Origin of the sequence: Spongiibacter taiwanensis (assembly GCF_023702635.1) — a bacterium.
GTDB lineage: Bacteria > Pseudomonadota > Gammaproteobacteria > Pseudomonadales > Spongiibacteraceae > Spongiibacter > Spongiibacter taiwanensis.
The window spans coordinates 3634440-3654716 of record NZ_CP098455.1 but is presented as its reverse complement, the minus strand read 5'-3'; the positions used below and the strand labels follow the sequence as shown (position 1 = coordinate 3654716).

The window sequence follows — 20277 nt, the reverse complement described above, 5'->3', positions numbered from 1 at the left end:
GATGTAACCCAGGCATAAAAGGCGGGGCAGCTAACTCACTACCCCTTGGGTTAGCGACTTAAAACGCGAGTCGCGCACCTACCTTGAAGGTATCCATATCGCCCTCAAAGTTTGACCCCGGGCCGGGCAAATTGGAGTCTTCCAAATCGATTTTGTAGCGATCGTACTCAAGGACCACCGCCAGGTTATTGGTCACATAGAAATCAGCACCAACACCAAAGAAAGGTTCGTCACCATCATAACTATCCTTTAAGCCCGCCACGCGAACATCGGCGTCCCAGAACAACTGACCGGCCTTCGCAAACAGACTAAAGCTATCGGTAACCGGCAGGCGCCCAACAATCGCCAGGTCATAGCCGTCAATATCGGCTTTGCCTACATCACCGCCAAATGAACCAAAATCGAGGTAGCTCCCCTCAACGGCGAGGAAGGAGTTGAATTGCAGGCCTACGAGAAACTCTTTGAAATCGTCATCTTCGTCAAAATCGCCGCCACGATCCTTGTAAACACCGTAATTGGCACCGACGTACAGGTTAGGTGCTTCCGGCGCGGCCATGGCCGAAGAAGTTGCAAACACAGCACCACTTGATGCGGCACATACAATCAACATTTTTTTCATTGTGGAACGCATAAGTCTGTTTCTCCCTGAATGATTCCCGCCGAACCGAGATACCGGTTCGGCGCCGAGTTTCTGCAGAAAAATAATTGATTCTGCGTCGTTCATTTCTTCGGAGCGGACTTTCGGGTTGTTAGTTCCTGAATTGGTATTATTGCACTTCTTCAATATTCGACTCAGCGGCGTGACGCTCTCTCAGATACTCCTGACGATCCACAACACCATCGCCATTGTGGTCGAAATCATCGAAATCCCGGCTCAGAGACAACTCAAGGGAAGCCTCCTCTCGGGTCAGCTGATCGTTGCCATCACTATCAAGCGCAGTAAAAACCGCATTCTTTGCATCTTTGGCCCGCTCGAGCTGCTGCTCTCTATCCACCTCTGCGGGCTCGCTATTGAAGGGCGAAGCGATACTGATCAAGGGAAATAACGACAAACACAGCACACGCAATAAGGCAGGCATTGGCAGCTTCTCCGAAAAGTCTCTGTGATGGCAGCTACGACTTTGGAATCCTCCAGGAGTTTCCAGCGGCTAAAAACCCATGCCGTGCTGCCACTGCCAGCGAGCAACCCCCGAAGCGAGCACCTCAAGGCTTGGATAGCGATCACGGAGAGAATAAGCTTTGCCCTATTTGAGGCGATATTCGTTGTGGTGGCCGTCAATGAATGCGGCGCGCCACCCAGGATTATTGGTCTAAAATGCGCATTCTTAGGCTGGTATTAACGCACCATTGGCAACACCGATGAAATATTGCCCTCCGCCAAGAGACTAGCGCCATGATTGCCACACTCGATATCAACGTCCCCGGCCAGGGTCTGCACAGTATCACCACGCAGATTCACCAGGTGCTGGGCGCACAATTACCCCGCCAGGGGCTCTGCACCCTGTTTATCCAGCACACTTCTGCCAGCCTGTTGATTCAAGAGAACTATGACCCCTCCGCCCAGCGGGATCTGGAGCGCTGGCTCAATCGTTTGGTCCCCGAAAATGACCCACTCTACACCCATACCTTAGAGGGCCCCGACGACATGCCGGCCCATATCAAGGCCGCCTTAACAGCGAGTTCACTGTCCATTCCCATCGTCGACCGCGAGTTGGCATTGGGCACTTGGCAGGGTATTTATCTATGGGAACATCGCCGCAGCGCCGGAAAGCGACGCATCATCCTGCACTGGCAGGAATAGGCGGAGGCGCAACGCCCAGGCTGCCAAACGAGAACCCCAGACCTGTTGCCCGCGCTCCTTGTTTGGCTCCAGCCAGATTCAAGAACCGGCCAGCCCGCTAATGGTATTGACCCAAATCCGGTGCTTAGCCTGGCCGCTGAGCCACTGCCCACCGGTACCAACGTGATACCATCTCACCACCTCCACTGCCGATGTACATTGCGATGGCCTTTCGATTTCTGCCGACCGTCCTCTTCCTACTGCTGATTGCCTCTCCGAGCTATGCCTTCAACATTGGCGACACCCTGCCAGTCACCCAGGTCCCCGAGCCCGGCGAGCTTATTCTGCAGGACAATGCGGTGGTGTACCGGCCCTGGAACAGCGAGCAAATCACTGCTGGCAGTCCGGCGTTGATCTTCCACATGGCAGCCCGGCTGTCGTCCGAGCAAATCATCGCCCCCCTGAAAGCGGCGCTGGAAGCGGCCGATTTTGCCGAGGGAAGTTTCCAATCGGTCAGTGTGGTCAATCTCAACGACGCGCTGTGGGGCACGCGGGGGTTGGTGCTGTCAAAACTGGGCGAAAATAAACGCGAACACCCCGAGGCCAGCTTAATTGCAGATAAGACCGGTGCGGTGCGTCAGGATTGGCAACTCTCTGGGGAAGGCGTGGCAGTCATTCTGGTCAGTGCTGAGGGCAACATTAGCTACTTCCAGGAAGGGGGCATTAGCGAGCAGGAGGTGACGGCCATCATGTCGGCGCTCAACACCGAAATCGAGCGCAGTACTGGGTCTTCTGCCGCAGAATGACGGAGGCCAATACTGAAGGCACTGGGTCGGCGCAAGAAACGGCATCGCCAGATACACTCGACATTCTCTACCACGACCGTGACCTGGTGGCCATTAACAAACCTGCGGGCCTGCTAGTACACCGAAGCCCGATCGACCGGCACGAGACCCGATTTGCGCTGCAGCTGCTACGGGACCAATTAGGTCAGCGGGTTTACCCGCTACACCGGCTCGACAAACCCACCTCCGGCGTCCTGCTATTTGCCCTGTCCAAAACCGTCGCCCAGCAAGTCAGCCTGCAATTTCAGGCCAATCAGAGTGCGAATGAGAGTGCTGTGCGCAAGACCTATTTGGCGGTGGTCCGCGGTTACTGCCCACGCAGCGGCAGGATAGACCATGCCTTACAGGAGGAAGATCGTCCGCCGGGCAGCCAGCCAGTGGCTGCCCAAACAGCGATAACCGACTATGAGTGCCTGGCACAAACCGAACTACCCGTGATGATCGAAACCTACCCCAGCTCACGCTACTCGTTGGTTCGGCTGCGGCCGCTCACGGGCCGACGCCATCAGCTGCGCCGACATATGAAACATATTTCCCACCCCATCATTGGCGATGCCAAACACGGCCGCGGGCGACACAATCGCTATTTTGCCAGTCAATTGGACTGCCCGCGCCTGTTACTCCACGCCGAAAGCCTCACCATCAGCCACCCAGAGACCGATACCCCGCTGACCATCCGTGCCCCCTTGGATGTGCTCTACTCCGCGCTGCTGGCGCGATTTGACTGGAACGACAGCCTCGCGCGTTAGCGGCAAGAGCACAGTCAAGGCTAAAGCATCTGAGCCTGAACTATCGCCAAAATAATCAGAGGTGCGCTAACGTTGCCGGTAGGGAATCTGACAATAATCGATCCCCCTGGCCGGGCGAATACCGTGCTTGGCCAGGCACATTTTCATGGAGTTCATCGACAGACTGATATTTGGCGTTGGCCCCAGATAAACGTGCTCCATCTGCATTTGCTGGTAATCCCGACACATCAGCGAGAATTTCATGTAAGGAACCAGCATGCTGCGCCCTTCGCGAAAGTACACCGGGGCAGCCTTAAAGTCGGAGACGACCGGCGAGACCAGTCGCCACTCCTGCTCTTCTTCAAAGGAGGGATGTTTAAGAATGGCAGCAATGCGCAACAAATCCGTTTCCAGCTGCTGAAATAGCGGCGGGTAGGCATCGCCAGGCACCGGCCCCTCTAATAGCCCGGCGCGACCGGCCAAGCCCTCAACAGCGTCGACAATCTGACCGATGAGCTCGCTCTGCTCTTCACTGTCGTAAACACATCGCCCCAGACGAAAAGCCTGTTCATTGGCACAGGTCGACACATAGTCGGCGTCAAAGCCCAGACTGGCCCCTTTGCCCACGGCACTGTAGCCTCGCCACTGGCTGAGCAGATTGCCGTGGGAACGGAATGAGGCACCAAACAGGATATGGCCATTGGTGATGCGATGGGCAACCCAATCGAGAAAGGCATTTAACAACTGAGGGTGATCATGACCTGCGGCAATTCGCGCGGTGACCTCGGTTTTCACCAGGTCAGCAGTGTGGCGCAACTCCGCAGAATCATTCATGTAGCGAATATCACTGGCCCATAGGACCTGACTGCCAACAATGCCGAGTACGCCGCCAAACGACGTGTAGTGATAGAGGGTCCCCTCGGGCTGATCGGCGTATAAGGACTCGGTAATGCTGTTAATCATGCTGGTCTCCGGCAAATGGCCGCCCAGGTTTTATCGTAAGTTTATGACCTCGCCATGACGGCTTTCAAAAATTGCCGTGACCGCGCAAAAACTGCAACACCATTTCGTTAAAGACCTGGGGCTTTTCCGCGTGTAACCAGTGCCCTGCCTCGGCCACTGTTTGAATTTCTACCTGGGGAAACTGCCGCTGAATAAGGACTCGGTGCTCATCGAGAACATAATCGGAGGCACCACCGCGGATAAACAACGTCGGCCCGTCGAAGACACCCGCTTCTGGGGCAGCCCGAATGGCGTCATAATCCTCAGCCAAGGCCGTCAGGTTCATTCGCCAGGCCCAGCCGCCCCCGTCGGCTCGAATCAGATTTTTCAGCAGAAAGGAGCGGATCGCCAGCTCCGGCACTGAGGCTTCGAGCTCCCGGTCGGCCTGCTGCCGACTTTCAAGGTTGCGCAGGTCCAGCGCGAACAATCCGGCAAAAATCTGATCGTGCCCGCGACCATAGGCCACTGGGGCAATATCAGCGACCACCAGCCGCTTCACTCGCGCCGGAAAGGCCAGCGCCATTTCCATCGCCACTTTGCCGCCCAGGGAATGCCCCACCAGATGGGCGGCGTCGATATTCATTTCATTGAGTTTTGCGCAGACGTCTTTCGCCAGGGAGCGCAACGCCATGCTGTCGCTGTGAGCCGATTTGCCGTGGTTGCGCAGGTCCATTCGCACAACGGTAAAAAACGGCTCCAGGCTGCGCGCCAGAGCCATTAAATTACTGCTGCTGCCGAACAGCCCATGCAACAGCACCACTGTCTCGTCACCTGAGCCACTGGTGTCGGCATGCAGGGTAACGGTACCGGTGGCAAGTTCTCTTCTCATGCTATTTTCCGATTGCTAGAATGCGGGGCCAAACTCATAACAATGGTGTGCCCGTGCAAAAAATTACGACGCTGATGTGCTGCCTCCTCGCGGCAGTCCTCCTGCAAGCGTGCTCTTCCGTGCGCTATAACCCCACCACCTACGAGTACTACATCAACAAGGAAGCGCTGCAGAAAAACCCGCCCAAAAAGCTGATCATTGCGACGGTCAATGTTAGCGGCGAGCCAACGCGCTCGATCTTACGTGACTCAGTTCCCAAGGTCGATGGCATGGTAGAGAGCTACCTTGAGAAAAACGGCTACGAAATCATCCCCAACCATCACTTTGAAAATGCCTGGCGCAAAGCCATTCTGACCTACGGCGATTTTTACGACCCCACCACCGGCAAGATCGACGCCCGCGGCTGGCAGTTGGTGATGGCAGCGACCCTCACCCAACTCAAAGAAGAAGGCAAAGCTGACGCCGTACTGTTCACCGACCTCATTGAACACGATGTGCAGCATAGCCCGGGAATGACCCACAACGCCCAGTGGTACGGAATTACCCGTGAGCCCGCCACCGAAGGCAGCGCTGACACGGTTTCAGTGGAATTTGACTGGACCCAAATCATTAAAGGCGCGAGTTTGATGACCACCCTCTACTCCCTCGACGGCGCACCGCTATTCTCTAGCCGCGGCGGCATCGACACCTTGTATGCAATCGACAAGCGCCGATCCGAGAAAAGTTTCGTGCGCAAGAAGCGCATTCTCAGCCGGGAGAATTACATTGAGGAAGGCATTGAGTTGGCAATGCACCCGCTGATCAAAATGGAAAAGTGGCCGGGGAAAAAAGAAGAAGCAAAGTAACCCTCTATCCTGCCTACTGAGCCAACACAAGGCGCCCTTTACCGGGGCCTTGTGTTGCGTCGCTCCCGCCAAGACCCATAACACCGCTTGAATTCGCCCCCAGACCCTCGCGCCCTCCCGCCTTGTCTGTTCAGCATCGGTAAAGCCGATATTGTGCAAATTGACCTCCATGATCAACTCAGGAGGCAGTGACATGAAACTCAAAATTGCCAGTATTTTGCTTGCCGGTTTCTTTGCTGCAGGTGTTGCGAATGCGCACGGCGACCGGGATTATCGCCGCTACGACCATCGTTGGGACACCGGCCACCATCACAAGCACCACAAGTTCAAACACCAATATCGCCACGCACCCCGGCATCACTACGGTGATCACGTTTACTACGAAGCGCCCGGCCGCTACTACCGCTATCACGAGCACAGCCGATATTGCGGCCATCGTCACAGCACTGGCCGTATTCGAGTCTACATTGGCCTTTAACCAGCACGAGCAGCATCGCACCATGGGGCGCACTACGGTCTGCCGCTGTCTATTCGCCGAGTAACTCGCGCACCTGCGAAAGATACGCCGCTAGCGCGGTGCATGATGCCGGCGGGCGGCGTTTTACCCAGCCGGCAAAATCGACCACTACCAGCAGGTCAATATCAGCCTGGCTCAGTTGGGTGCCCACCAAGAATTGGCGGCTGCTCAGCCAGGTGTCCATGTCGGTAAAAAACCGTTCAATACGCTGACCGCCCCGCTCTGCCAGAGCCGGGATCTGTGCCACCGGATCGGTTCCCGGCAGCGCTTTGTTGGCGTAGTTGGGGTGCGTGTTGCGCAGGATCTCTGCAACCGGGATAAAGCCATCGCTGAAAATGCGGTGGCACATGCCGAGCACTTGCGCCTTTTCCAGCTCAGTTTGGCCAAAGAGCGATATTCCCTCGTGATGGGTGTCCAGATAAAAGCAAATGGCAAGCGTGTCGGCTAGCACACTGCCATCATCGAGGATCAAGGTGGGCACCGTGGCCCGCGGATTCAAGCGCAAAAAGGATTCCTCGAACTGCCCACCCTTCAGAAGATCAATCTGATGACTGGCGATTGCCACTCCCTTATGCTTGAGAAACAGTGCAAGACGCCGGGGGTTGGGAGCAGGATCATAGGTGTATAGTTTCATTGGCACAAAACTCCGTTATCTCAGCGGGCTCATCCTCACAGCTAAACATAATGGTTAAGCCTTAGTTCAGCTCACTGGCAATAATCTTTGAGGCAGTGCGATGCCTCACTCATTTGCAGTGTAGCCGATTTGATCGGCGTTAACGGCTGCCAGCCGGCGGCAAGGATGAATCGAGGCCAGCAGCATGAATCCGGAGCATGATTTATACTGCCGGACAGCGCTAAACTACGGCAGCACAACTCGATAAAGGGCACGATTCTTTAGAATGCGGAAACTGAAATACAGGCTATTGCTGACAGCGGTTGTTGCCCTGGCCATCCAGCCAACGCTAGCCAATCCGCTGGGCTTAGGCGGCGGTGGTGGTTTGCTTAATCGCCCTGGTGTTGAAGACACGCAACTGCGCCCCAGCCAACTCAGAAGCACCCTTTCCTCCCGGGAGGCCGTGTCGATTGCCGAGCGCCGCTACGGCGGTCGGGCAGTCAGTGTGCGCCAAGTGCAAACCGGCAATGGCGTGGCTTACAAAGTTCGCATTCTTCAGGACAACGGCAAAATAAAAAACGTCATCATCGATGATTAACGAGAACAAACCTCTATGCGCCTATTAATAGTAGAAGATGAAGCCCTGTTGCTGGCTGATCTGCAAAAGCAATTTACCGCCAAGGGCTTTGCCTGCGACACGGCCAGCGATGGCGAAGAGGCGCTGTATCTCGGCCGCGAATACGATTACGACCTGGCCATCGTCGATTTGGGTCTACCGAAACTCGACGGAATGACAGTCATTCAGCGCTGGCGAGATGAAGACCGTAACTTCCCTGTGCTGATTTTAACGGCCCGGGGGATGTGGCAGGACAAGGTCGCCGGGCTCGAGGCGGGTGGCGATGACTATGTAACAAAGCCCTTCCAGTTTGAAGAAATTCTGGCCCGCGCCAACGCCCTGATTCGCCGCTCAGCCGGTTTTGCCAGCCCGAAGCTGCGATTTAACGGCTTGCAGATCGACACCGGCGCTAAACGGGCAGAAGTCGAGGGCCAGCCCCTCGACCTCACTGCATTCGAGTACAACGCACTGGAATATCTCGCACTGCGCAGTGGTCAAGTGGTTTCAAAAACAGAGCTAACCGAACACCTCTACGACCAGGATTTCGACCGGGACAGTAATGTCATCGAGGTGTTTATTGCCCGACTTCGTAAAAAAATCGACCCCGATAACCGACTGAAACCCATCGCCACCCTGCGCGGCCGTGGCTATCGGTTTGAATTGCCGGCCCTGCAAGATACCTGATGCCGCGAAAACGCCCCGGCTCAATCACGCGGCGGCTACTGGTCGCCAGTTTGACGACCTTCCCTCTCTTGCTCGCCCTCACGGGCGTCGCCATTGATCGCGCTCACACCAGCAGCCTGCTGAAAGCCGAATACGACCGCCTGCGCCTGCAGTTTTTTGGCTTGCTGGGCGGCATCGAATGGCAGGAAGGGCACCTGGTGATGAGTGAGCGACTGCAGGAGTCACGCTTCACCCAATTTCGTTCGGGACTCTACGCCACCATTGCCAGCGACACCGGCAAACCACTGTGGCGTTCATTGTCCTCCGAAAGCCTGAAGCTACCCGCTGCTGAGGTGCCTCAGCGGGCCGGCCAAGCGATCATCACCAGCGTTAGCATCAACAACAAACCCCACTTCAATTATCGCTATCTGGCCATTTGGGAAAACGACAACGGCGGCGAAACCCCGCTGCTGTTCTCTATCTACTCTGACAAAACTACCCTGCTGGGGGAGCTCAATCGCTTTCGGCAACAGCTCGCAATCTGGCTCGGATCAGTACTGGTGTTCGCCATCGTTCTCTCTGCCATCATTCTGTACTGGGGATTGCGCCCCCTACGAAAGCTTGCCCAGGACCTGGCAGACCTGGAGCGAGGCGACAAAATCGCCCTCGACGATGCCTACCCGCGAGAGCTGCACGGTGTCACCGAAAACCTGAACCAGCTGCTGGAGAAAGAGCAAAAGCAGCGCGAGCGGTATCGCAATACCCTAGCCGATCTTGCCCACAGCCTGAAAACACCACTGGCCGTGCTGCGCGCCGAGGACCTGAGCCACCATGACCGGCGCGAACAACTCCAGCGCATGGAAAATATTGTGGCCTACCAACTGCAACGGGCGGTGGGTACCGGCCAACACGGCCTGCTCCGCAAGGTAGATCTAGCTCCCCTGCTGCACCGCCTGGGCGCCACTCTGGTCAAGGTGCATCGAGACAAGTCGATTCAGTTGACGGTGAATGTTGCCGACGACCTGCGGATTGCGATTGACGAGCAAGACAGTATGGAGCTGTTTGGTAATCTTTTAGACAACGCCTGCAAAGCCTGCCAGGCCAGAGTGACTGTCTCCGCCTCTGTTTCAGACACCCGCGTTGAATTGGCCATCGAGGACGACGGCCCGGGGATACCGGAAGAAAAAAGCGATACGTTGTTACAGAGAGGTCAGCGGGGAGATCAGTATGGCGCTGGCCAGGGAATTGGTCTGGCCGTGGTGAGAGACATTATTGAAAGCTACAACGCTGATATCAGCATCACCGCTTCGGCAACATTGGGCGGGGCACGTTTTGTTCTCACCCTGCCCCGCTAATACCGCCTAAAACGACAGTTTTACATTCCAGTAAAAGTCGACCTCTGACTGCTCGAGCTGCTCACTGTCAATATTGCGATCATCCACCGGAACTGCAGCGACCAGATCGGTAGTCAAGATATCGCCCCAGGACGCAGACAGGCTGACACCGGCATCGACGATTTGTCGAGTCTGCCCCGCTTCACCCCTGGCATCTCCGAACCAGGCCTGGCCGTGCTCCAGGAAGACCGAGGGTTTGAGTGTCATGCCCAGGGCCGGCAAGCCATTCGCGGCAAAGCTCAGCTTGGTGTAACTGCCGGAGTCACCAATCAATACCCCCGGCAGGTACGCACTAAGGCTACTGCCGCCTAGCACAAACTGCTGCTGCAAAGGCAATTGAGTATCGTCGCTAAACTGGGCAATGGTCTGCAAATTCAAAGAGGCCCAATCAAGCACTGACACTTTGGCGGTAAAGCGCGGCTTCAGAATCAGGAATTCGGCGCTGCGGCGACCAATAGCCACCGTGCCCTCATTATCATCTGTGCCGAGAGTACCCGAGTCCGAACTCAAGCCAGCCACCGCAAAACCCTGAGCGACAATCTGGGTTGGCACGCCTCCGACACGCAGAATCCGGTTGTATTTCAAACCCACTTCGGCAGTCGAATGAGGCTCGTCGAGAAGCGTACCCAGCCCCTCAACTTCAATGGTGTTTTCCGACGCCTCCAGGCTCTGAGAAAGGGTCAGACGATAGTAGCTGTCACTGGCAAGGATCTGTTCGCCGCTAAGGGCGACTGAATACGCTTCAGACTCCAGCCCGACCAGCACCTGCCTGGTCGAGACGGTACCATCATCGTTGGCGCCCTCCTCCCCCGGCAATAAAATACCGAGAACCCCATTTAAGCCGTCACATAGGCCAGACAACAACGACAGACAGTCACTCAGCGGACCGGCGCTCGCGCCCCCGCCTTGCTCGGTGTTGCTGACCGGGACCTGCAGCGCAACATCCCGGGCATACTCTACATACCGTCCCTCTATGCCATAGAGCCCCCAGGGCGTTGGCGAATCCAGCTTGGCAGTGTAACCGTTGTAGTAATCCCCGCCGTTGGTTTCACCCCACTGGGTGATGGCCCGGTCATAATTAAACTTGAATTCGACGCCGCTGCTAAAGTCGTGGGTCAAGCCGAGATTGGCAAAGTAGCGTCCAAGGAAGCGGTTGCCCAGGTTGTTAAGTCCAGCACTTACCTTGGTAGGATCGTGCTCGTCATCCTCACTGCCGGTAAACACCAGCGTAAAGGCTTCGGGGTCAGACTCCAGCTGATAGCTCATGGTGTAGTCGACACCGTGGCGCTTTGCATCGATATCCGCCAGTACCCGGCGCTCATCAAACTCAGCCCGAGTCAGGTCCTCGTCACCGACCAGCGGTTCAAAATAACGACTGATCTTGTCCGGGGCTTTGATCGCCTTCAGCTTACCGTTCACCACATGGGCAAAGATGAGGTTGTCCCGGTGTGCGAAGTACACCGTCACCAGCAAGTGGCCGAGCTGGTAGTAGGCATTGTTCAGCGCATTCACGGCCTGGGCCGGCGTCTGCGCTGCTGACATGATCGTGTCAATCTGTTCGTCGCTGAGGTACTTGTTCCCGGTAATCCGCAGGGTATAGCCAGCCAAGTCACGCTCAATCACATTGGCCGAATTCAGGGCAGCGTAATTCTCAATTTTCGCCGCGGTCGACGCCTGAGGTGGGATGATAGGCGGTAAATCTATGGCCATGCGTTCTCCATCTTTTGCAAATTTTATCGGTTTAGGCCCGATTTTATCATTCGTAACTCCACCCGCCGATTCTGTGACCGGGCAGTTTCAAGCGCCGCGCCAGAGAGCCCCTCAACACTGACCTTGGGCTGAGACTCACCGTAGCCTTTGGCCACGAGTCGATCTGCAGAAATGCCCCGGCTAACCAGAAATGCCCTCACCGCCTCTGCCCGCTCTCTGGAGAGGCGGAAGTTGTAGCCTTCGGTGCCGGTATCATCGGTGTGGCCGGCGACTTCGACCAACTGGCCATCGAGCTTCGCCAGGATTTTCACCACCTGAACCAAAATCTCGGTCGAGGCCTCGGTAAGCAAGGCGGTATCAACTGCGAACTGAACACCTTTGAGCTCCAGCGGCTTAGAAGGGTCAAAATGACAGCCGGAGGGTAACACAACTGCGTTGGGGGGTGAGTCTGGACATTGATCTAGTTCATCACAAACACTGTCCCGGTCACGATCCCGGCAAGCACCCGCCATCTTCAGCCGGTTGCCAAAAACACCGCTGCCGCTATTGGCACTGCTGAGCTGATCTCCCCGATTATCGACCGTTTTCGTTTCGGGCTCATTGCTGATATTGACCCCCGGAAGCGAAACGGTGAGCACCGTCGGCTCGAGATCGCCTGACAGGGCGGTATCTTCAAGAAACTCGATGACTGCCGCCTGATCGGTATCAATCAGGTCGACCAAGGGTGCCAGCGTATCCATACCCACAGACATCCCCTGGCTCGGTGCCCCCAGCAGAAGAATATCCTGACCACTAACACCAACGCTCAGCAGACCATCGCCACTCAATAGATCTACCGAGAGCAACCCCTGGCTCTCCGGCTGGTCCGCCAGCAGCGAAATATCGAGCACACCGGTGTTCAGACTCAATCCCACCGATTCGCCAAGCAAAGCTGGGAGCATGCCTTGCGCCCGCAGCGGCCCAGAGGCCACCGCGAGTGCAAGTACTAGCCATACTCTCCACTTCGCAAATTTCAAAACCAGTTCCCAAGTTTCAACGGATTGTCATGCCGGTTCAGACACCGGCCCAATGCGACACAGGTTAATGCCAGTGTCGCATAGCGGTAAACTTATATCGTTAGAGAAAATATCAGTCTTTTCAAACCTTTCCCAACTTATCGTAGCCTGTCACAAAGGCATGGCCATTTCTATATCAGGCGCCTGACAAGGACCCAAATTCTGATATTTGCCGCATTAGTGCCCAAATTTCCCGCAGACGATTCGGTGCAAATAGCCGCTACGTCTGGCCGAGCGCGGCACCAGCCATGAGCAACGAATCCGCGCCCCACCCGCATAGGCCCAATGCAGACTGCTCATCAGCAACCCGATACGTGGATTGAGTAGGCTATTGCGCACCTCGCCACCTGTTCGAGCCAAAACTCAAACCATGCATTAGACCCAGGTGTCGACGAATGCGAAATAAAAAGTCAGTTCACCATGCATAATTGCGTATGCTGGCCGATTTTTTAGTTTAATACGCATAAGAGATCGCACCAGAGCTACAGCGGAGCACAGCCATCATGACCGAGCAACTTAGCCGGCAGGACATTAAAATCCTCGGTATCCTGCAGCACGACGCCAGCAAAACATCTACGGAAATTGCCGATATCGTCGGCATGTCCCAATCTCCCTGCTGGCGACGCATTCACCGCGTCGAATCAGAGGGCTTCGTGCAAAAGCGCGTCGCCATCCTCAACCGGCAAAAACTCGGGATGGATGTGGTCGCCTTCACCACCATCAATCTGACGACGGCAGGCCGACAAAATCTGCTGGAGTTCGAGGCCGCCGTCAGGAATTTCGATGAAGTGGTCGAGTGCTACACCATGACCGGCACTTGGGATTACATGCTCAAAATTATTGTCAGGGATATTCGCAGCTATGAAAATTTCGTGCGAGATCGTCTATTGTTGCTGCCAATGATCGGCGAAATTCACTCCCACATTGCCGTCACCGAGATAAAAAACAGCACAGAGCTTCCCTTACACACCCAGCTTTAACGCAAAAAAGCCAGCCTCTCTCGAGACTGGCTTTTTCAGCGGGAACACTGTTACAAGGATCAGGCCATTACAGCGGCAAGGCGTCCAGGCCAGGAATTCCGTCAGTTGGGATCAGGGCCAACAGCAAGTCGGGGCCGGGCAAGCCATCCAGACCGGGCAAGCCACCGTCAGTCGGGATCAGGACCAGCAGTGCGTCAGCGCCGGGCAAAGCATCCAAGCCTGGCAGGCCATCCAGACCTGGCAGGCTGTCAAGACCGGGGAGACCATCCAATCCGGGCAAAGCATCCAGGCCTGGAATTGGCAGGTCGCCACCACCGCCAAAGGCGGTCAGGTTGGCCTGCAAGTGTTCTACCAACACCATCACTTCATCGCCGATCGCAAGACCTTCAGCTTGGATCTTATCGGCGTCGCCACTTGGCAGCGCGTCGACAAAATCAGTAACTTGATCAGTTACGCCTTTTTTGCCGGCAGCGTCATGGGCTGCGGTATCAATTGTTTTGGTGAGTTGTTCAAGGGCATCCTGTCCCGCATCAAGCGGCAATCCGTCCAAGCCAGGTGCACTACCACCGCCGGTAATCGCTCCCAGAATATCCACTGGAAGCGCATCAAAACCGGGCAAGCCATCAGACGGAATCAAAGCAAGCAACGCATCAGGGCCTACTCCGCCACCGCCACCAGGCAGACCTGGGAGGCTATCCAGGCCAGGGAGTGCGTCCAGACCGGGAATGCCATCAGAGGGAATCAGCACCAAAAGAGCATCGGGACCGGGCAAACCGTCGAGGCCAGGTAGACCATCAAGACCTGGCAAGCCGCCAGAGAAACCGCCCGTTAAGCTGCCGAGCAAATCAACACTGGTTAACGCACCAATCGGCAATGCGTCCAGACCGGGAACCTGGGCATGAGAACCCATTGCTGCCGTCAAGGAGCCTGCTAATACCGAGGCCGTCAAAATACGTTTGTTCATTTACCTTTCTCCAGATAGAAAACACTATTTTTTATCTTCGACTGTGAGAACCACCCCAATGGCACATCACCGCCAAAACAAGAACTAGGATGATACGTAACAAATCCCTGCCCGTCACGAGAACCAGTTCACGCTTAACGGCCAAATAAAGGGGCGGTTATTTAAAATGAAGCGGCAGGATTAGATCGGATAATTGCGGTGATGGTCAGTTACGCATTATCAGGCGGTGGTGAATAAGCAACAGATAAATAGCGGATACCCGGATATGAAAAAGGCAGCCTATTGGCTGCCTTTTTAAATAATGGTCGGAACGGCAGGATTTGAACCTGCGACCCCCACACCCCCAGTGTGGTGCGCTACCAGACTGCGCTACGCCCCGAAATCAGGGTGCGCATAGTACCCCAAGATTTTGAAACTGTGAAGCTATCTTTTTAAAAACTTTAGCAATTCTTCCAATTCACCGAGCATCTGCTTGATGACCAAACGGGTCTGCAAAGCCTCGTCTTTCGCCGTGTCACCGGACATTCTTTGACGGGCTCCACCAATGGTGTAGCCCTGCTCATAGAGGAGGCTGCGAATCTGGCGAATCATCAGCACATCCTGATGCTGATAGTAACGGCGATTACCCCGGCGCTTAACCGGCGCAAGTTGGGGGAACTCTTGTTCCCAATATCTCAGGACATGGGGTTTTACACAGCAGAGTTCGCTGACTTCGCCGATCGTAAAATACCGCTTGCCCGGGATGGGGGGCAGTTCATCATTGTGGCTTGGTTCCAGCATAGTCCTCTACTCTGGATTTCAACTTTTGGCCGGGCCGGAAGGTCACCACGCGGCGGGCAGAGATGGGTATCTCTTCACCGGTTTTGGGGTTGCGGCCCGGGCGTTGGCTCTTGTCCCTAAGATCAAAATTGCCAAACCCGGATATTTTAACTTGTTCGTTATTTTCCAAACAGTGGCGAATCTGCTCGAAAAACAATTCGACCAGCTCCTTTGCCTCTCGTTTATTCAAACCAAGTTCTTCGTACAGCCGTTCAGCCATTTCGGCCTTGGTCAGAGACGTCATCCCTTAGTTCCTTAACGTGGCGCCGAAGGCCTCCTTCAACCGAAGGACCACTGCTTCGACACTCTGATTGACTTCTTCTTCGTTAAGGGTGCGCGATGATTCTCGGAACGTCAAGCCCAGCGCCAGGCTTTTTCGTTCTGGATCAATGCCTTTACCTTGGTAAATATCAAAAAGCTTCAAGTTGACAAGGTAAGCCCCCGCGGTGCCGCGAACGGTATCCAAAACGGCTTGTGCGGGCACCTGCCGATCAACCAGAACCGAAAGATCTCGGCGCACCTCGGGGAATTTAGACAGCTCCCGGAAGGAAATCTCACGCTGGATGGCTACTGCATCTACTGTTATTTCAAATAGATAGACGGGGTTTGCAAAGTCAAATTTTCGCTGCAGCGAGGGATGGAGTGCACCAATGACACCAACAACATCACCGTCGAGCAAAACCTCGGCACACTGACCGGGATGCAGGCCTTTGTTCTGGGCGGGTGAAAAGCTCAGCGGCTTGCCGCTGTGACTCAAAAGGCTCTCTATGTCTCCTTTCAAATCATAGAAATCGACCAATTCGCCATCGGCGCTCCAATTCTCGGGGTGACGACGACCGGTAATCAGACCGGCCAGTACCGGAGTTTGAGCAGTGCTCGATTCGCCCGCAACGAAGCGCAGACCACTTTCAAAGAAACGCAGTCGGCTTTGCTGGCGCTTGCTGTTGTGTTGGGCAGCTTTAATCAACCCCGGCATCAGCGAGGTGCGCATCACCGCCATGTCGCTGGAGATAGGGTTTCGCAACGCCACAGCCGAGCGATCATCGAATTCCGCTTGCACCGCCGGGTCAATAAAGCTGTAGGTAATCAATTCCTGATAACCGCGGCTGAGCAGCTGCTGACGCACTTTAGTCAGCGGCCGTCGAGACTCTGGTGCCGCCTTGATTTGCAAATCGCTGCGCACTGGACGAACCGGGAGTTTGTTATAGCCGTAGATCCGCGCGAGTTCCTCGAGCAGATCCACTTCGATGGCAATATCAAACCGCCAACTTGGCGGTACAACCTGCCAACCATGCTCGCAGCGCTCCACGGCCATCCCCAGCCCAGTGAGAATGGTCTCCACATCCTTCGGCAGCAGCGCCATCCCCAAGACTTTCTCGATACGCTGCTCGCGCAGGAGGATACGTGGCGGCACCGGTAGCGTATCGCCATCCACTTCAACCGCCGGGCCGACTTCACCGCCACAGATTTCTGTGATCAGTGCAGTTGCCCGCTCCATCGCACGAACGGGCAACTGGTAATCCACGCCACGCTCAAAGCGGTGGGACGAGTCGGTGTGGAGCCCGTAACTCCGAGCCCGCCCAGCAATCATCGCCGGTGCAAAGAACGCCGCCTCCAAAAACAGGTCCGCCGTAGTATCGGTCACTGACGACGCCTCGCCGCCCATAATGCCCGCCAGCGCCAAGGGTTTGCTCTGATCTGCAATCACCAGGCTGCCTTCTTTTAACTCGATGGTCTGGCCATCCAGCAGGGCCAGGCTTTCGCCAGCCGACGCCTTACGAACCACAATGCCGCCGTCTAGCTTGGCCAGATCAAAGGCGTGCATGGGCTGGCCCAGCTCCAGCATCACGAAGTTGGTCACGTCGACCACAGCATCGATGCTGCGCAGCCCTGCTCTTTTCAGCTTTTGCTGCAGCCACAGTGGGCTGGGCTGACTGACATCGACATTGCGAATCACCCGGCCCACATAGCGCGGGCAATCGTCCCACGCCTGAATATCGATGGGGAAAATGTCATCGGTGGTCACCGGCACACTGGCGCTGCCGTGATCGACGAAGGGCATATCGTTGAGCACCGCAGCTTCCCGGGCGACACCGCGAATACTCAGACAGTCGGCGCGATTGGGAGTCAAACCCAATTCAATCACGCTGTCATTCAAATCAAGGTAGCTGCGCACACACTCGCCGACCGGGGCATCTGCAGGAAGCTCAAACAAGCCATCGGACTGCTCGGCCAGGCCCAACTCCTGCTCAGCGCAGAGCATCCCGAAAGATTCCACACCCCGCAATTTCGCTTTTTTGATTTTAAAATCACCAGGCAAAACCGCGCCGATTTTGGCCAGTGGCACTTTGATGCCAGGGCGGGCATTGGCGGCACCGCACACGATTTGCAGCGTCTCTGCGCCATCGCTGACCTGACACACCTGCAATTTCTCGGCATCGGGATGCGGTTCAGCAGAGATGATCTGGGCCACGACTACGCCAGAAAACTGCCCTGCGACCGCCTCAATGGCATCCACTTCAAGACCCGCCATGGTGAGCTGGGCGGCCAAGTCTTCGGTGTCGACACCGAGCTCAACCCACTCCCGCAACCACTGTTCACTGAATTTCATTGCTTATCCTTGAATTCTGTAGGCACCCAATAGCCGGCTTAACGGAATTGACCGAGAAACTGTAGATCGTTCTCGAAGAACAGGCGCAAGTCATTAACGCCGTAGCGCAACATCGCCAGTCGCTCAACCCCGAGGCCAAACGCAAACCCGGTGAAGCGTTCCGTGTCGATATTTGAGAACTCGAAAACACTGGGATGCACCATGCCGCAACCGAGAATTTCAATCCAACCGGTGTGGGAGCAAACCCGGCAGCCCTCGCCGCCACACATCACACACTGAATGTCCACTTCCGCCGAAGGCTCGGTAAAGGGAAAGTAGGAGGGTCGAAAACGCACCGCCAACTCTTTTTCAAAAAAGGCCTGTAGAAACGACTCCAGCATGCCCTTCAGATCGGCAAAACTGCTGTCCTCGGAGATTAGCAACCCCTCCACCTGGTGGAACATAGGGGTATGGGTCAAATCCGAGTCACAGCGATACACACGCCCGGGACAAATCAGCTTCAATGGCGGCTCGCTGCTTTCCATGACCCGAACCTGGACCGGCGAGGTATGAGTGCGCAGCACGTGGCGATCATCCACGTAAAACGTATCGTGCATGGCTCTTGCAGGATGGTGTGCGGGAATATTGAGGGCCTCAAAATTGTGGTAGTCATCCTCAATTTCAGGACCTTCTGCAACGTCAAACCCGATGCCCTCAAAGAAGGCTGAAATTCGTTCAATGGTGCGGGTAATGGGGTGCAGCCCCCCCACGTCTTGCCCACGCCCCGGCAGCGTCACATCGATGGTTTCGGCGGCCAGTTTGGCATTAACCTCAGCCAATTCCAGCGTCCCTTTACGCTGGGCAATCTTGTCCGACAACAGGCTTTTCACCTTGTTGATCTCTGCCCCGGCAGCCGGGCGCGCTTCAGGAGACAAGGCACCGAGCCCCTTCAACAGCTCGGTAATCGCACCCTTTTTACCCAGGTACTCCACTCGAACCTGATCCAATATCTGGACACTGTCGGCCGCGGCTATTTTTTGTTCCGCCTCGGCGGCAAGGCCGCTTAGATTATCCATTGCGTTTTCCTAGTGCGTTGATCGTCGCGCAGGGCGCCGCTTTCAATAACAGGGGTACAAACAAAATAGGGAAAGAGCCCGGGCTCTTTCCCTATTCAACGTGCGTTTTTCAATGCTGCCGAGGGGCAGCAGAGAAAGATCAGGCCAGGGCTGCTTTCGCACGCTCAACGATGCTGGCAAACGCCTCTTTATCATGAACGGCAATATCAGACAGCACACGGCGATCCAGTGCGATATCCGCCTTTTTCAGACCGGCAATCAGGCGGCTGTAGCTCAGGCCATTGGCACGAGAAGCCGCATTGATACGGGTGATCCAAAGGGCACGGAAGGTGCGCTTTTTAACCCGACGGTCACGGTAAGCGTATTGGCCAGCTTTGATAACGGCCTGCTTGGCAACGCGGTAAATCCGCGAGCGCGCACCGTAGTAGCCTTTAGCTTGTTTCAGAATTTTCTTGTGACGGCGATGAGCGGTCACACCACGTTTTACGCGGGGCATAGGGTAATCCTCTTAATCTTGATGACTGGGCTTAGATGGCGCGCAACATGCGGTCAACCAATACTTTGTCCGACTTATGGACAGCGCTGGTGCCGCGCAGCTGACGCTTACGCTTGGTGGTCATCTTGGTCAAGATGTGGCTCTTGTGAGCGCTCTTACGCTTGTAACCGCTACCGGTCTTCTTGAAGCGTTTTGCCGCCCCGCTGTGGATCTTTACTTTTGGCATCGTTAGATACTCCGCATTGCATTTTTCAGTTAAGTAGGCCCAAAGAGCTCGCTACTTTTTCTTTTTGGGGGCGATAACCATGGTTGCCTGACGACCTTCCATTTTTGGAAATTGCTCAACAGCGCCGTATTCAGCGAGGTCTGCTTCCACTCGCTGTAGCAACTGCAAGCCCAATTCCTGGTGGGCCATCTCACGACCGCGGTAACGCAGGGTTACCTTGGCCTTATCCCCGTGCTCAAGGAAACGTATCAGGTTGCGCAGTTTTACCTGATAATCCCCTTCATCCGTCCCGGGCCGGAATTTGACTTCCTTGACCTGGGTCCGAACCTGGTTTTTTCGAGCCGCAGCCTGCTGCTTCTTGGCTTCGAAAACATGTTTGCCGTAGTCCATAATTTTGCAGACGACTGGGTCTGAGTCTGCAATCTGAACCAAATCCAGCTCGGCTTCTTCCGCCGCCTTCAACCCTTCGGCAAGGGAGACGATGCCAACCTGGGTGCCCTCTTGGTCAATCAACCGAATTTCGCGGGCT

At 55.6% G+C, this 20277-nt stretch carries 24 protein-coding genes and 1 tRNA gene; 9 read left to right on the top strand and 16 right to left on the bottom strand.

The window, feature by feature from the left end; genetic code table 11:
* Window positions 1-58 precede the first annotated feature (58 nt).
* A complete protein-coding gene (locus tag NCG89_RS16595; RefSeq protein ID WP_251087677.1) occupies window positions 59-784 on the bottom strand; it encodes a porin family protein in 726 nt (241 codons plus the stop codon).
* A complete protein-coding gene (locus NCG89_RS16590) occupies window positions 768-1079 on the bottom strand; it encodes an EF-hand domain-containing protein (RefSeq protein ID WP_251087676.1) in 312 nt (103 codons plus the stop codon). Before NCG89_RS16590 ends, NCG89_RS16595 begins: the two co-directional genes overlap by 17 nt.
* A 314-nt stretch (window positions 1080-1393) precedes the next feature.
* Between NCG89_RS16590 and NCG89_RS16585 the strand changes: the two genes are divergently transcribed.
* The 3 genes from NCG89_RS16585 (at window position 1394) to NCG89_RS16575 (ending at window position 3374) form a co-directional block, all read left to right on the top strand.
* Window positions 1394-1801, top strand: coding sequence for a secondary thiamine-phosphate synthase enzyme YjbQ (locus NCG89_RS16585; protein ID WP_251087675.1), 408 nt, complete (start codon window positions 1394-1396; stop codon window positions 1799-1801).
* Between the two features lie 203 nt (window positions 1802-2004).
* A complete protein-coding gene (locus NCG89_RS16580; protein WP_251087674.1) occupies window positions 2005-2586 on the top strand; it encodes a YtfJ family protein in 582 nt (193 codons plus the stop codon).
* Window positions 2583-3374, top strand: coding sequence for a pseudouridine synthase (locus NCG89_RS16575; protein ID WP_251087673.1), 792 nt, complete (start codon window positions 2583-2585; stop codon window positions 3372-3374). Before NCG89_RS16580 ends, NCG89_RS16575 begins: the two co-directional genes overlap by 4 nt.
* A gap of 66 nt (window positions 3375-3440) precedes the next feature.
* Here NCG89_RS16575 and NCG89_RS16570 read toward each other — a convergent pair whose 3' ends face one another.
* Window positions 3441-4316 (bottom strand): DUF2971 domain-containing protein, encoded by an 876-nt coding sequence (locus NCG89_RS16570; protein WP_251087672.1) that lies wholly within the window; start codon window positions 4314-4316, stop codon window positions 3441-3443.
* Between the two features lie 64 nt (window positions 4317-4380).
* Window positions 4381-5184 carry an alpha/beta fold hydrolase gene (locus NCG89_RS16565; protein ID WP_251087671.1) on the bottom strand — a complete coding sequence of 268 codons (804 nt, stop codon included), beginning with the start codon at window positions 5182-5184 and terminating at the stop codon, window positions 4381-4383.
* A gap of 119 nt (window positions 5185-5303) precedes the next feature.
* Between NCG89_RS16565 and NCG89_RS16560 the strand changes: the two genes are divergently transcribed.
* Both NCG89_RS16560 and NCG89_RS16555 read left to right on the top strand, forming a co-directional pair.
* A complete protein-coding gene (locus tag NCG89_RS16560; protein WP_251087670.1) occupies window positions 5304-6029 on the top strand; it encodes a hypothetical protein in 726 nt (241 codons plus the stop codon).
* A 193-nt stretch (window positions 6030-6222) separates the two neighbouring features.
* Complete coding sequence (locus tag NCG89_RS16555; RefSeq protein WP_251087669.1) at window positions 6223-6507, top strand: hypothetical protein; 285 nt, start codon at window positions 6223-6225, stop codon at window positions 6505-6507.
* A gap of 49 nt (window positions 6508-6556) precedes the next feature.
* On the opposite strand, the gene NCG89_RS16550 is transcribed toward NCG89_RS16555, so the two are convergent.
* Window positions 6557-7180, bottom strand: a complete 624-nt coding sequence (locus NCG89_RS16550; protein ID WP_251087668.1) for a glutathione S-transferase family protein — start codon at window positions 7178-7180, stop codon at window positions 6557-6559.
* A 265-nt stretch (window positions 7181-7445) separates the two neighbouring features.
* Between NCG89_RS16550 and NCG89_RS16545 the strand changes: the two genes are divergently transcribed.
* Genes NCG89_RS16545 through NCG89_RS16535 form a run of 3 tightly spaced genes read left to right on the top strand, consistent with a single transcriptional unit; the run spans window position 7446 to window position 9793 of the window.
* Window positions 7446-7757, top strand: a complete 312-nt coding sequence (locus tag NCG89_RS16545; protein ID WP_251087667.1) for a PepSY domain-containing protein — start codon at window positions 7446-7448, stop codon at window positions 7755-7757.
* A 15-nt stretch (window positions 7758-7772) separates the two neighbouring features.
* Complete coding sequence (locus NCG89_RS16540) at window positions 7773-8459, top strand: response regulator transcription factor (RefSeq protein ID WP_251087666.1); 687 nt, start codon at window positions 7773-7775, stop codon at window positions 8457-8459.
* On the top strand, window positions 8459-9793 hold the full coding sequence (locus NCG89_RS16535) for an ATP-binding protein (protein WP_251087665.1): 1335 nt from the start codon (window positions 8459-8461) through the stop codon (window positions 9791-9793). The genes NCG89_RS16540 and NCG89_RS16535 overlap by 1 nt, the downstream gene beginning before the upstream one ends.
* A 6-nt stretch (window positions 9794-9799) precedes the next feature.
* Here NCG89_RS16535 and NCG89_RS16530 read toward each other — a convergent pair whose 3' ends face one another.
* Window positions 9800-11542 (bottom strand): ShlB/FhaC/HecB family protein, encoded by a 1743-nt coding sequence (locus NCG89_RS16530; protein WP_251087664.1) that lies wholly within the window; start codon window positions 11540-11542, stop codon window positions 9800-9802.
* A gap of 23 nt (window positions 11543-11565) precedes the next feature.
* Complete coding sequence (locus NCG89_RS16525) at window positions 11566-12483, bottom strand: OmpA family protein (RefSeq protein WP_251087663.1); 918 nt, start codon at window positions 12481-12483, stop codon at window positions 11566-11568.
* Window positions 12484-13100: 617 nt separating this feature from the next.
* Between NCG89_RS16525 and NCG89_RS16520 the strand changes: the two genes are divergently transcribed.
* Window positions 13101-13577 carry an Lrp/AsnC family transcriptional regulator gene (locus tag NCG89_RS16520; protein WP_251087662.1) on the top strand — a complete coding sequence of 159 codons (477 nt, stop codon included), beginning with the start codon at window positions 13101-13103 and terminating at the stop codon, window positions 13575-13577.
* 67 nt (window positions 13578-13644) lie between these two features.
* Here NCG89_RS16520 and NCG89_RS16515 read toward each other — a convergent pair whose 3' ends face one another.
* From NCG89_RS16515 to infC, 9 genes are all read right to left on the bottom strand, one after another.
* Entirely contained in the window at window positions 13645-14541 is an 897-nt protein-coding gene (locus NCG89_RS16515; protein WP_251087661.1) for a hypothetical protein, read from the bottom strand.
* 302 nt (window positions 14542-14843) lie between these two features.
* A tRNA-Pro gene (locus tag NCG89_RS16510) sits at window positions 14844-14920 on the bottom strand.
* Between the two features lie 44 nt (window positions 14921-14964).
* Entirely contained in the window at window positions 14965-15321 is a 357-nt protein-coding gene (locus NCG89_RS16505; RefSeq protein ID WP_251087660.1) for a MerR family transcriptional regulator, read from the bottom strand.
* Window positions 15299-15604 (bottom strand): integration host factor subunit alpha, encoded by a 306-nt coding sequence (ihfA, locus tag NCG89_RS16500; protein ID WP_251087659.1) that lies wholly within the window; start codon window positions 15602-15604, stop codon window positions 15299-15301. Before ihfA ends, NCG89_RS16505 begins: the two co-directional genes overlap by 23 nt.
* A gap of 3 nt (window positions 15605-15607) precedes the next feature.
* A complete protein-coding gene (gene pheT / locus NCG89_RS16495; protein WP_251087658.1) occupies window positions 15608-17971 on the bottom strand; it encodes a phenylalanine--tRNA ligase subunit beta in 2364 nt (787 codons plus the stop codon).
* 38 nt (window positions 17972-18009) lie between these two features.
* Window positions 18010-19026, bottom strand: a complete 1017-nt coding sequence (gene pheS, locus NCG89_RS16490) for a phenylalanine--tRNA ligase subunit alpha (RefSeq protein ID WP_251087657.1) — start codon at window positions 19024-19026, stop codon at window positions 18010-18012.
* 139 nt (window positions 19027-19165) lie between these two features.
* Entirely contained in the window at window positions 19166-19522 is a 357-nt protein-coding gene (rplT, locus tag NCG89_RS16485; protein ID WP_251087656.1) for a 50S ribosomal protein L20, read from the bottom strand.
* A gap of 31 nt (window positions 19523-19553) precedes the next feature.
* Window positions 19554-19748, bottom strand: a complete 195-nt coding sequence (rpmI, locus tag NCG89_RS16480) for a 50S ribosomal protein L35 (protein ID WP_251087655.1) — start codon at window positions 19746-19748, stop codon at window positions 19554-19556.
* A gap of 51 nt (window positions 19749-19799) precedes the next feature.
* A complete protein-coding gene (infC, locus tag NCG89_RS16475) occupies window positions 19800-20261 on the bottom strand; it encodes a translation initiation factor IF-3 (RefSeq protein ID WP_285236383.1) in 462 nt (153 codons plus the stop codon).
* Window positions 20262-20277: the final 16 nt, after the last annotated feature.